General features: G+C 61.9%; 13 protein-coding genes. 4 read left to right on the forward strand and 9 right to left on the reverse strand.

Annotated elements, in window-relative coordinates; genetic code table 11:
- Nucleotides 1-107 precede the first annotated feature (107 nt).
- The 4 genes from cpaB to LDZ23_RS19460 form a co-directional block, all read right to left on the reverse strand.
- On the reverse strand, nt 108-1,070 hold the full coding sequence (gene cpaB / locus LDZ23_RS19445) for a Flp pilus assembly protein CpaB (RefSeq protein WP_008352917.1): 963 nt from the start codon (nt 1,068-1,070) through the stop codon (nt 108-110).
- A 12-nt stretch (nt 1,071-1,082) separates the two neighbouring features.
- A complete protein-coding gene (locus LDZ23_RS19450; protein WP_008352914.1) occupies nt 1,083-1,592 on the reverse strand; it encodes an A24 family peptidase in 510 nt (169 codons plus the stop codon).
- 32 nt (nt 1,593-1,624) lie between these two features.
- Complete coding sequence (locus LDZ23_RS19455) at nt 1,625-1,816, reverse strand: Flp family type IVb pilin (RefSeq protein ID WP_008352913.1); 192 nt, start codon at nt 1,814-1,816, stop codon at nt 1,625-1,627.
- Between the two features lie 474 nt (nt 1,817-2,290).
- On the reverse strand, nt 2,291-2,722 hold the full coding sequence (locus LDZ23_RS19460) for a low affinity iron permease family protein (protein WP_008352912.1): 432 nt from the start codon (nt 2,720-2,722) through the stop codon (nt 2,291-2,293).
- Nucleotides 2,723-2,776: 54 nt separating this feature from the next.
- Here LDZ23_RS19460 and LDZ23_RS19465 point away from each other — a divergent pair, with 54 nt between their 5' ends.
- Nucleotides 2,777-3,349, forward strand: a complete 573-nt coding sequence (locus LDZ23_RS19465) for a DNA-3-methyladenine glycosylase (protein ID WP_008352911.1) — start codon at nt 2,777-2,779, stop codon at nt 3,347-3,349.
- A 4-nt stretch (nt 3,350-3,353) separates the two neighbouring features.
- Here the strand turns inward: LDZ23_RS19465 and LDZ23_RS19470 are convergent, their stop codons facing one another.
- From LDZ23_RS19470 to LDZ23_RS19485, 4 genes are read right to left on the reverse strand one after another with little or no spacing between them, the layout of a single operon-like run.
- Nucleotides 3,354-4,544: an ABC transporter substrate-binding protein gene (locus LDZ23_RS19470; protein ID WP_008352910.1), complete on the reverse strand. Its 1,191-nt coding sequence runs from the start codon at nt 4,542-4,544 to the stop codon at nt 3,354-3,356.
- Nucleotides 4,545-4,575: 31 nt separating this feature from the next.
- Nucleotides 4,576-5,283, reverse strand: coding sequence for an ABC transporter ATP-binding protein (locus LDZ23_RS19475; RefSeq protein WP_008352909.1), 708 nt, complete (start codon nt 5,281-5,283; stop codon nt 4,576-4,578).
- Complete coding sequence (locus LDZ23_RS19480; protein WP_008352908.1) at nt 5,280-6,065, reverse strand: ABC transporter ATP-binding protein; 786 nt, start codon at nt 6,063-6,065, stop codon at nt 5,280-5,282. The genes LDZ23_RS19475 and LDZ23_RS19480 overlap by 4 nt, the downstream gene beginning before the upstream one ends.
- Nucleotides 6,062-7,942, reverse strand: coding sequence for an ABC transporter permease (locus tag LDZ23_RS19485; protein ID WP_033536721.1), 1,881 nt, complete (start codon nt 7,940-7,942; stop codon nt 6,062-6,064). Before LDZ23_RS19485 ends, LDZ23_RS19480 begins: the two co-directional genes overlap by 4 nt.
- Before the next feature lie 201 nt (nt 7,943-8,143).
- Here LDZ23_RS19485 and LDZ23_RS19490 point away from each other — a divergent pair, with 201 nt between their 5' ends.
- The 3 genes from LDZ23_RS19490 to LDZ23_RS19500 all read left to right on the forward strand — a co-directional run bounded on the left by LDZ23_RS19490 (nt 8,144) and on the right by LDZ23_RS19500 (nt 11,207).
- Nucleotides 8,144-8,335, forward strand: coding sequence for a hypothetical protein (locus LDZ23_RS19490; protein ID WP_008352906.1), 192 nt, complete (start codon nt 8,144-8,146; stop codon nt 8,333-8,335).
- A 147-nt stretch (nt 8,336-8,482) separates the two neighbouring features.
- Nucleotides 8,483-9,817 (forward strand): glutamine synthetase family protein, encoded by a 1,335-nt coding sequence (locus tag LDZ23_RS19495; RefSeq protein WP_008352904.1) that lies wholly within the window; start codon nt 8,483-8,485, stop codon nt 9,815-9,817.
- Between the two features lie 13 nt (nt 9,818-9,830).
- Nucleotides 9,831-11,207 carry an aspartate aminotransferase family protein gene (locus LDZ23_RS19500; protein ID WP_008352902.1) on the forward strand — a complete coding sequence of 459 codons (1,377 nt, stop codon included), beginning with the start codon at nt 9,831-9,833 and terminating at the stop codon, nt 11,205-11,207.
- On the opposite strand, the gene LDZ23_RS19505 is transcribed toward LDZ23_RS19500, so the two are convergent.
- Nucleotides 11,191-12,087: a LysR substrate-binding domain-containing protein gene (locus tag LDZ23_RS19505; RefSeq protein ID WP_008352900.1), complete on the reverse strand. Its 897-nt coding sequence runs from the start codon at nt 12,085-12,087 to the stop codon at nt 11,191-11,193. The genes LDZ23_RS19500 and LDZ23_RS19505 overlap by 17 nt on opposite strands.
- Nucleotides 12,088-12,150: the final 63 nt, after the last annotated feature.

Here is a 12,150-nt window from a genome sequence, read left to right on the forward strand (position 1 = left end):
GCTGAAGTCCAACTGCGTTCTCATGAGATTCGATCCTGGCACTGTGCTGCCGTGACTTGATGCTGCTGCTCCATATCGGCGCCGCGTTCGGCCGCGGCGGACGATGCTCATCGGGCCGGCACGCTCGGAATCGGCGGCGCGGCGTCCGACGATCCGCCGACCTGCGCGACCGTCGCACCGGCTTCGCCCTTCTCCGATCCGCGATAGATCGTGACCGGACGCGCGGGCGCCGCCACGCGAACCGGCGCGCTGACCTGCGTCTGGCGCGAGCGCGGCAGATCGCGGACGGCGCGCGAGATGTCGCCGGCCCAGATCGGCGCGTGCTGCGCGGACGATGCAGGCGCCGCCGCAGTCGCCGATGCGTTCGGATCGCGCTTGTCGGTCGCGAAGCTGCGCAGCGCGAGCGAAAGGGAACCGAGGCGCGCCGCCACGGCGACGACCTCGCCCATGCGCGGCGTCACTTCGAGCGTCACGGTGCGGGCGCGCGCGATGGGCTCGCTGCTGTCGCCGTTGTTCTTGGGCCGCTTGATCTCCGAGCCGACGGCCAGCACGCGTACGTGCTCGACCACGGTTTCGCTCGATACGGCCATGTCCGGCGAATCGGTGCGGCGCTCCATTTGCTGCGTCAGCAACAGATCGACGTAATCGCCCGGCTGAATCAGACCTGCGTTGCCGGAGACGTCATCGACCGCGACGGACACGGCGCGCATGTCGGGCTTGAGCGTCGCGGCGAGAAAGCCGGGTGCGTTCGGCAAAAAGACATCGGCCGCGGTCAGCACCGCGCCGCTCGCGGCCGGATGGCGCAGCAGCGCGCCCTTGAGGTCGGGCGCGTTCTGCGCGCCCGAAATGATCGCGTTGGGCGGAATCTGGTTGGCGGGCATCGCCTTCCACGCGAGGTCTTCGTCGCGCAGAAGCAGGCCTTGGGGCAGATCGGCGGCGCTCACCTGCACCTTCTCGGTCGTCACGGGCTGATTGGCCGGGCGCGAAGCGCTCGCGACCACGACGCGCACGATGAGCGCGATGAGCAGCGCGCCGATCAGAAGCATGGCGAACTTGATGATGTTGGACATGAGCGCGCCGTCCTATCGGATCGCAAAGAAAGGCATGAGCGCCGGCAGCACGATCACGAGACCGCCGCCGAGCGCGAGGGCCACGCCGTACGGAACGCCGCGCGCGCCGGAGAACATCGCGAGCGCTTTCATGGGCATGAACCGTTGCACGGGGTCCATGTGGCGCGTCGCGAGGCTGATGAGGGACACGACGGTCCCGATCACGGAAATCAGGGTTAAGGCGGGCAAGGACAAAGCGAGTCCGGCCCAGAGAAAAATCACGGAGGCGAGTTTCGCATCGCCTCCGCCCAGCATTTTCGCCGCGAACAGCACGGCGCAGACCAGGAATACGCCAATCGCGAGCAGCAGATGCACGATGACATCGTCGACCGGCATGCGGCGCGCCAGCGCGTCGGCAAAGAAGAGCGCCCCGACGACCAGCACGATTTTGGTCGGCAGGCGTCGGGAGCGCACGTCGATGACCGCGAGCCAGAGCAGCACGCAGAGCACGATCAGGCGGATGGCAAGAGACAAGAGCTGCACGTTGGTCTCGTTGTTGTGTGGGCGCGAGCCCTTTAGCTGCCGCTACCGGTGCTTTGTGCCGACGAGACCTTGCTGAACAGGCTCGAGAACATCGAGCTGACACTGTTGCTGAACGTGCTCGCCATCGCGCCGAGCGCCAGCACGACGATGCCGGCCAGGACTGCATACTCCATCGCGCTAACGCCGCGCTCGTCGCGCACGAATGCCTTCATCAGTTTGCGCATTTTTCTTTCCTTCAAGGGTTTAGGTAGGTGTGGACCCGGCAAAAGGAATACCGGGCAGGACCCATCCTAGCCATTTTGGGAAGGAATAACTTCGCGAATTAAAGCCTGAAATGGCCTCTTTCCGAGGTTTAGAAAAACGATGCGCGCGCCCTTTGTCGGCAACAATCCGAAATACTTTAGAGAGTGGATTTTTTCTTTTTTTATTTTTAACCAATCGACAAGACGGGCGCCCTATCGTTTTAAGCAGATCCCGCAAACTTTAGAGAAACCGTTTACTGATGTATGGCGAAATGCGCTCGTAAGAAACGGCTCGACAAAACCTGAGCGATTCCGGAGCCAGGCGCGCGGCGCAGCGCTGAGCGCGCCGCCGCGAAACCGAAAGATTACCTTTTATTACCTGCTTTTGTCACGCAGTTTGCGCAACTCGCAAGATTATTATCCAGGGCCGCCCTTTCATGCCTTTCCATGCAAGCTTTATCCATCGCGCTTCTCGTCTTGTGGAAAAGAAGGCATGTCGATATCGCTGCTTGCCGAGCGGAAATTATCGCGCGCTTCTTGCGCGAGCTTTTCATAACGCTTGCGAAAAACCGTGAGTTCCTTTTCATCGAGCTCTTCGAGATCGAGCAGCGCGTTATGCGCCTTGTCGATTGCGCGAATCAGTTCGTCGAGCTTGATCTGCATCGCTGCGGTGTCGCGGTTCTGCGTGTTCTGGATCAAAAACACCATCAGGAAAGTGACGATCGTCGTCGACGTATTGATGACGAGCTGCCATGTATCGCTGAAGTGAAAGAGCGGTCCCGAGACGGCCCAGACGATCACGAGCACCACGGCGATGACGAAGGTCGATGCGCGGCCCGCTAATTGCGCGAGCGCATTCGAGAACCTGAGAAACCACGAAGTCTTCATTCGGCGTCTCCTGAGCTTGAGGATCTGCTACGGGGCGCGGCTAGAATACCGCTTGTGAACACGAAGCCCAAACCCATCGATTTCTACGCGCCGTCCGAGATCGTCGCGCAACGCCTGATCGGCGCGATCGTGACCGTCGACGGTATCGGCGGCCGCATCGTCGAAACGGAAGCGTACGACCGCGAAGATCCGGCCTCGCATAGCTTCTCCGGTCCGACGCCGCGCAATGCAGCCATGTTCGGGCCGCCCGCGCATGTCTATGTCTATCGCTCTTATGGCATTCACTGGTGCATGAATTTCGTGTGCCGCGAAGCCGGTCATGGCGCGGGCGTGCTGATTCGCGCCATCGAACCGCTCGTCGGCATCGATGAAATGCGCGAGCGGCGCGGCCTTGCGCCGATCAAACTGCTGTGCTCGGGACCGGGCCGCGTCGCGCAGGCGCTCGGCATCACGCACAAGAACAATGGCATGTCGCTGCTCGAAGCGCCGTTTCATATCGAGCCGCCCGAGGAAGAATGCGCGATCGTTCAAGGACCGCGCATCGGCATCAGCAAGGCGATGGACGTGCCGTGGCGTTTCGGGCTTGCCGGTTCGAAATTCGTCAGCAAGCCCTTTCCGAAGGATTGACGCTTCAGTCAGCCGGACGCAGCTTCTTCACTTCATCGTCCGATGGCTGCACGCTCGCGCCATCGACATAACGGAAGGACGTCATCACGCCCTTGCCGTCTTTCAGCCCGGTTACGCCGACATACGCGCCCATCGTCGATTGATTGTCCTCCTTGCGATACGTGATCGGACCGAACGGCGTATCGACAGGCAAGCCCTTGAATGCGGCCGCGAGCTTGTCGGCGTCGGGCGAGCCCGCTTTCTTCAGGCCGTTCGCAATCGACATCATCGCCGTATAGCCGACGACCGATCCGAGGCGCGGATAGTCGTGATACTTCGCCTCGTAAGCGGCGACGAACTTCTTGTTCGCCGGCGTATCGATCGAATACCACGGATAACCCGTCACGATCCAGCCGACCGGCGCTTCCTTGCCGAGCGGATCGAGATAATCCGGCTCGCCCGTCAAAAGCGATACGACCGCGCGATTCTTGAACAGGCCGCGCGTATTGCCTTCACGCACGAACTTGCCGAGGTCCGCGCTGAAGAGCACGTTGAAGATGCCGTCGGGCTTTGCATCGGCGAGCGCTTGCGTGACCGCGCCGGCATCGATGTTGCCGAGCGGCGTCGCCTGCTCCGCGACGAACTCGACATCCGGCTGCGCGGCCTTCAGCAAGCGCTTGAACGTGGCCACCGCCGATTGCCCGTACTCGTAGTTCGGATAGACGAGCGCCCAGCGCTTCTTGCCGAGTTTCGCGGCTTCGGGCACGAGCATCGCGACCTGCATGTAAGTCGAAGGACGCAGCCGATATGTGTACTTGTTGCCGTCCTGCCAGACGATCTTGTCGGTGAGCGGCTCGGCTGCGAGGAAGAAGATGCGCCGTTGCTTGGCGAAGTCCGCGAGCGCGAGACCCGTATTCGACAGATAACCGCCGAACAGCAATTTCACCTGCTCGCGCGCGACGAGCTCTTGCGCGACGCGCACCGTATCGCCGGGATTGCCGTTGTCGTCGCGCGAGACGACTTCGAGCTTGTTGCCGTTGATGCCGCCCGCCGCGTTGATCTCGTCGAGCGCGAGATTCCAGCCGTTCTTGTACGGCATGAGAAACGCGGGCTGCGCCTTATAGCTATTGATCTCGCCGATCTTGATGGTGTCGGCGTGCGCGGCGAACGCCATGCCCGCTGCGATGGCCGCGATAGTGAAGCGCATTGGCGCCATTGAATCTTCTCCTCTCCGTTTGAATGATCGTTTAAACGCCGAGCAACTCGCGGCGCGCGGCATCGTCGCGCGCGAATGCGTGCATCGGGCCTTCATGGCGAATCTGCCCTTTTTCCAGCACATAAACGCGATCGCTGACGAGTTCCGCGAAATGCAGATTCTGTTCCGACAGCAGTATGGCGAGCCCTTCGCGCTTCAGTTCGAGAATCATATCGGCCATTTGTTCGACGATGACAGGCGCGACACCTTCCGATGGCTCATCGAGCAACACGAGGCGCGGATTGCCCATCAGTGTGCGCGATACGGTCAACATCTGCTGCTCGCCGCCGCTCATGCGGCTCGCGCGGCGATTGCGCATTTCGCCGAGATTCGGGAACACGCGAAAGAGCTTTTCGGGCGTCCACGATGGCGCATCTTCGCGCGGCGGCTGCCGGCCCGTGTCGAGGTTCTCCATCACCGTGAGATCGCCGAACACGCGGCGATCTTCGGGCACGTAACCCAGCCCCTTGCGCGCGATGCGATGCGGCGCCATGCCCGCGATGTCTTCGCCCATGAACGACACCGCGCCCGATATGCGCGGCAGAAGACCCATGACGGCTTTCATCGTCGTGGACTTGCCCGCGCCGTTGCGGCCCATCAGCGCGACCACTTCGCCTCGTCCGACTTCGAAGCCGACATCGAACAGTATTTGCGCGCGGCCATGGAACGCATTCAACGCATCGACTTTGAGCAGCGTCATGACGATGCCCCCGCATTCAACGCCGCACGCGGCGCATACGATGCGCCCGTGCCGAGATAGACCTCGCGCACGCGGGCATCGTTGCGGATCGCTTCGGCATCGCCTTGTGCGATGAGACGTCCGCGCGCGAGCACGATCAGCTTGTCCGCATGTGAAAAGACCACGTCCATGCTGTGCTCCGTGAACAGCACGCCGATGTTGCGCTCTTTCGCTAGACGCGCGGTGAGCGTCATCAATTCATTGCGTTCCTGTGGCGCCATGCCAGCGGTCGGTTCGTCCATCAACAAGAGCTTCGGATGATTTGCAAGCGCGATAGCAAGCTCGACGCGCTTCACGTCGCCGTATGCGAGCACCGCGCAACTGCGGCGCGCATGCATCGCCATGCCGACGAGACCGAGCAACGCCATCGCATCGTCTTCCCTCCACGATTCGACGCGCCCGAACAGCCTGTAGATGCGCCGCTCGCGCGACAGCAATGCCATCTGCACGTTTTCGAGTACGGTCATCGAATTGAAGGTCGCGGCGATCTGAAACGTGCGCGCGACGCCACGCCGCCAGATATCGCGCGGACGCATACCCGCGATATCGTGACCGTCGAAGCGGATCGCGCCGGAAGTCGGCTTGAGCTGACCGTTGATCATGTTGAAGCACGTCGATTTGCCCGCACCGTTCGGACCGATGAGCGCGAGCAATTGACCGGCTTCGAGATCGAATGAAACGTCGTCGACGGCGTGCACACCGTCGAACGACTTCGAGAGATGCGCGACGGATAGCAGGCTCATTGCGCCTCCCTGAAAAAGCGCTCGCGCACGAAACCCGCGATGCCTTGCGGAAACGCGATGACGAGCACGAGGATCGCCGCGCCGAGCAGCGCTTGCCAGTAGTCGGTCTGACGCGCGACGGCATCCTGCAGCCAGGTGAACACGCTCGCGCCGACGATCGGACCGGCAAGCGTCTGGATGCCGCCGAGCAGGACCATCACGAGGCCGTCGACGGAGCGGCCCACGCTGATCGCTTCCGGCGAGATGTTGCCCTTCGAGAACGCATAGAGCGAACCCGCGAGCCCGCACACGAGCGCCGCGACGATGAACGCGGCCCACTGCACGCGCGCGACGTTCACGCCGATCGCTTCGGCGCGCAACGGCGAATCGCGACCGGCGCGCATCGCGAGACCGAGCGGCGAGAAAAGCATGCGCCGCAAAAGCCATACGCCGATGACGGCGAAGAAGAGCGTGAGGTAGTAGAACGCGACGGGAGACGATAGCCACGGTGACGGCCAGATGCCCAATATGCCGTTGCTGCCGCCCGTCACGGCATCCCATTGAAAGACGACGGACCAGACGATCTGCGCGAACGCGAGCGTGAGCATCGCGAGATACACGCCCGATAAGCGCACGCAAAACCAGCCGAACACGATCGCGCCGATGCCCGCAATCAGCGGCCCGAGCACGAGCGCGGCTTCCATTGGTAACGCGAATACCTTGAGAAACAGCGCCGCGCCGTATGCGCCGAGGCCGAAGTACGCCGCATGACCGAACGAGTGCATGCCGCCCGGTCCCATGATGAAGTGCAGGCTCGCGGCGAACAGCACCGCGATCATGATCTCGACGAACAGCACGGGCATGTACGGAAACGCATCGGCGGCGAGCGGCGCGAGCGCAAGCGCGATCACGGCGATGAACGCCGCGATCCTCATGTTTCGCGTGGCGGGTAGCAAAGGCCGGTCGGCGGGCGCGGCGGAACGTGCGATCGTCTGCGGACGGCCGAAGAGTCCCCACGGACGCAGCACGAGCACGACCGCCATTACGACGAACTCGGCGACGAGCGTGAACTTCGACAGCGAGAAGCCGACGCCCATGATCGTTATGTTCCCGATGCCGATGCACATCGCCTTGATTTCGGCGATCAATAGCGCGGCGACGAACGCGCCCGGAATCGAGCCCATGCCGCCGACCACGACGACGACGAACGCATTGCCGATGGTCTCGATATCGAGCGAAAGATTCGCCGACATGCGCGGCACCTGCAGCGCGCCGCCGAGTCCCGCGAGCATCGCGCCGACGAAGAACACGCCGGTAAAGAGCCACGCCTGATTGACGCCGAGCGCGCCGAGCATCTCGCGATCCGCGCTCGCCGCGCGCACGAGCGTGCCCCAGCGCGTGCGCGTGAGCGCATACCAGAGCATGAACAGCACAAGCGGGCCGATGACGATCAGCGCGAGGTCATAGGTGGGCAACGCATGACCGAGCAGTTGCACCGCGCCTTCGAGATGCGGTGCGCGCGGGCCGAACAGATCTTCCGGTCCCCAAAGCCACAGCGCCGCATCGCGAATGATGAGCACGAGCGCGAACGTGGCAAGCAGATGAAACAACTCCGGCGCGCGATAGATGCGCCTCAGCACGCTCACTTCTATTACTGCGCCGATCGCGCCGACCAATAGCGCGGCGCCCGCGATCGACGCCCAGAACCCCGCGACGCTTTCGCCGAAGCGGCTCGTCAGGCTGTACGCGACATACACGCCGAGCATATAGAGCGAGCCGTGCGCGAAGTTGACGATGCGCGTGACGCCGAAGATCAGCGACAGTCCCGAAGCGACGAGAAAGAGCGCAGAAGCATCGGCGAGGCCGTTGACGAGTTGAACGAGCAGGTTGGAGAGCATCGGCTCTGTGAGCATTTCGGCGGAAAGAGCCGACATTATCGATGAATTGCGCAACCTTCTCGTGGCGCGACAGAAACATCCGGCGTGAAAACCACTGGAAAAAACGTATTGACGGCGTTTATGTCTCGTATATGCTCGCTGAAGGGCAATTGTCGGCATGGGCAATCGCTCTGCAAATCCACTCGACCAACGAGTCTTATCGTGAAAGTCCAAAGCCCTCTGGCACGCAGGAGCCATCACTCCCGCGCCGATCGCTGCGGCAAGCTTCCCGATCGCCGCTTCCTGTCGGTTCTGACTGTCCTCTCCCGCCGCTGCGTGCGGCGTCGCAACGCGATTTCCGCGCGCGCGTTCATCGCGGTGCATTGTGTCGGCGCGGCTTCGCTGCTGCCGTAGCGCCTCCTCTCGTTTTCTTCTCGAGCTGCTGTTGGTCCGCGCGCGTGCGCCCGCACGCGTGAACGCGCGCGTCCTGCTTCTTCGCGCATTCGCGATGCATCGCGAATGCCGTGGACGCGTGCGCCCTATCGAAACGTGAGAACGAACATGGAACGCATCGACGAATTCCTGCGAAAACATCGCATCACCGAAGTTGAAGCGATCATTCCCGACATGGCCGGCACCGCGCGCGGCAAGATCATTCCGCGCAGCAAGTTCGAATCGGGCGAAGCGATGCGCCTGCCGCAAGCCGTGATGATCCAGACCGTGACGGGCGACTATCCCGTCGATGGCAGCTTCACCGGCGTCACCGATCCCGACATGGTCTGCGTGCCCGATCCCGCGACGATCCGCCTGATTCCGTGGGCCACGGATCCGACCGCGCAAGTCATCCACGATTGCGTGCATTTCGACGGCACGCCTGTCGCCATTTCGCCGCGTCGCGTGCTGCGCGAAGTGCTTCATAAATTCGCCGCCAAGGGCTGGCGGCCTGTCGTCGCGCCCGAACTCGAGTTCTTTCTCGTCGACATGAATCGCGATCCCGATCTGCCATTGCAACCGCCGGTCGGCAGAACGGGGCGCGCGGAAACGGGGCGTCAGGCGTACTCGATCGATGCCGTCAACGAGTTCGATCCGCTTTTCGAAGACATCTATGAATACTGCGAGATGCAGGAGCTCGAAGTGGATACGCTGATTCACGAAGTGGGCGCGGCGCAGATGGAAATCAACTTTCTGCATGGCGATCCGCTCAATCTCGCGGACCGCGTGTTTCTTTTCAAACGCACGGTGCGCGAGGCCGCGCTGCGCCACAAGATGTACGCGACCTTCATGGCGAAGCCGATGGAAAACGAACCCGGTTCGGCGATGCATGTGCATCAGAGCCTCGTCGATGACGAGACCGGCCGCAATCTCTTCACCAATCGCGAAGGCGAACCGACGGGACTCTTCTATAGCTACATCGCGGGCTTGCAGAAATACACGCCCGCGCTCATGCCGATCTTCGCGCCGTATATCAACTCTTATCGCAGGCTATCGCGCTTCATGGCCGCGCCGATCAACGTGCAATGGGGCTATGACAACCGCACCGTCGGCTTTCGCGTGCCGCACTCGTCGCCGCAGGCACGACGCATCGAGAATCGCATTCCGGGCGTCGATTGCAATCCGTATCTCGCGATTGCCGCCACGCTCGCCGCGGGTTATCTCGGCATGACGCAACATCTCGAACCGACCGAACCGCTCGCGAGCGATGGTTATCGCCAGCCTTATCAATTGCCGCGCAATCTCGACGAAGGCCTCACGCTGATGGGCGCTTGCGAGCCGCTTGCCGAAATGTTCGGCGAGAAGTTCGTGCGCGCCTATCTCGCGCTGAAGGAAACCGAATACGAAGCGTTCTTCCGCGTGATCAGTTCGTGGGAACGCAAGCATCTGCTATTGCACGTTTGAAGGAGCCGACAACATGAACGATCGAATCGATTCGACGGCGCATTACCGCGCGCTCGACGCCGCGCATCATCTGCATCCGTTCTCCGATATGGGCGCGCTCAATCGCGCGGGCAGCCGCGTGATCGTGAAGGCCGAAGGCGTGTATCTGTGGGATTCGGAGGGAAAGCGCATCATCGACGGCATGGCGGGCTTGTGGTGCGTGAACGTCGGCTATGGACGCCGCGAACTCGCCGATGCCGCACTGAAACAGATGCAGGAACTGCCTTACTACAACACCTTCTTCAAGACGACGCATCCGCCGATCATCGAGTTATCGGCGATGCTTGCCGATGTCGCGCCCGCGAAGTTCAATCGCTTTCTCTATTGCAACAGCGGATCGGAGGCCAACGATACGGCGCTGCGCGCCGTGCATCGCTATTGGGCCGTGCAAGGACAAACGAAAAAACGCTATGTCATCGCGCGTGCGAATGCGTATCACGGCTCGACGATCGCGGGCGCAACGCTCGGCGGCATGAGCTATATGCACGAGCAGATGCCATCGAAGATGGAGCATGTCGCGCATATCGATCAGCCATACTGGTTCGGTGAAGGCGGCGCGATGAACGAAGAGGAATTCGGCATTGCGCGTGCGCGTCAGCTCGAAGATATGATCGTCGAACTCGGCGCGGAGAACGTCGCCGCTTTTATCGGCGAGCCGTTTCAGGGCGCGGGCGGCGTGATCTTTCCGCCATCGAGTTATTGGCCGGAGATCGCGCGCATCTGCCGCAAGCATGACGTGCTCTTGATCGCCGATGAAGTGATCGGCGGCTTCGGCCGCACAGGCGAGTGGTTCGCGCACGAGCACTTCGGCTTCGAGCCGGATGTCATCACGATCGCAAAAGGTCTTACGAGCGGCTATGTGCCGATGGGCGCCGTCGCGCTATCGGATCGCATCGCGAATGCAATCGTGAATGGCGGCGAATTCAATCACGGCTTCACGTATTCGGGGCATCCGGTCGCGGCTGCGGTGGCCGTGGCTAACCTTAAGTTGCTGCGAGACGAAGGCATCGTCGCGCGCGTAAAGCACGATGCGGGGCCGTACTTTCAAAAGCGATTGCGCGAGGCGTTAAGCGATCATGCGATCGTCGGTGAAATTGCGGGCACGGGGCTCGTCGCCGGCATTCAGCTTGCCGAAGATCGCGCGACGAAAAAGCGCTTTGCCAATGGCGACGATATCGGCACGATATGCCGCGACTTCTGTTTCGCGGGCAATCTCGTGATGCGCGCGAGTCACGATCGCATGTTGCTTTCGCCGCCGCTCGTCGTCACGCATGACGAGATCGACGAAATCGTCGATAAAGCCCGCGCCGCCATCGATGCGACCGCGCGCGCGATCACGCACGCCGCGTAGCGAAGTATTCCGCCGCCATGTGCCTAAACGCCGTGACGGCGGGATTGTCTTGATCGGCACGCCACGCCATGCTCATTTCGGCCTGAACGGCGTTGCCCGCAATTTCCCTGAACTCGACACTGTCGTAATGAAACCGTTGCGACGATGCGGGCAGAATCGATACGCCCAGCCCTGCACGCACGAGCGAAAGAATGGTCGGCGTCTGATCGATGTATTGCGTGAAGTGCGGCTTCACTTCATCGGCGACGAGCATGCTCATGATGCGGTCGTAGAAGTATTTGCCGTGCGTGGGCGAATGCATGATGAAGGGCTGCTCGTGCAACTGCGTGAGTTCGAGCCGGTCGAAACGGCACAGCGCGTGTCCCGCAGGCAATGCGACGATCATCGGCTCGCGGTCGACGAGAAGAAACTCCACTTTCTGCCGCGAAGGCAGCGGCCGCATGAAGCCGAGATCGATCGCGTTTGCCTCGAAGGCTTCGATCTGCGCGACGGAAATCATCTCGAGCAGCACGACGTCGATATCGGGCAAATCGCGCTTCGCAGCGACGAGCAGTTCGGGTATCAGCTCATAGCCCGCCGCGCCCGTGAAGCCAATGCGTACGCGCCCGGTCTTGCCCTTGCTCGCGCGCCTCACGGTGCTTTCGGCTTGCTCGGAAAGATTGAGCAGGCGCGTTGCATCGGCGAGAAACACGCGCCCTTCGGTCGTCAGCTTGACCGTGCGCCCGACGCGCTCGAACAGCTTCACGCCGAGGTTTTCTTCGAGCAGATGAATCTGTCTGGAAAGCGGCGGCTGCGTCATGTTGAGCAGCGCGGCCGCGCGCCTGAAGTTCAGTTCCGTCGCGGCCGCAACGAAGCAACGTACTTGTCCGAGATCGAGCATTCGTAATCGACGTTGAGGTGATGGCCGATCATTATATGTTCGCCCCGGACGCGTTCATGCGCG

The organism is Caballeronia zhejiangensis, assembly GCF_022879815.1.
GTDB classification, from domain to species: domain Bacteria; phylum Pseudomonadota; class Gammaproteobacteria; order Burkholderiales; family Burkholderiaceae; genus Caballeronia; species Caballeronia zhejiangensis.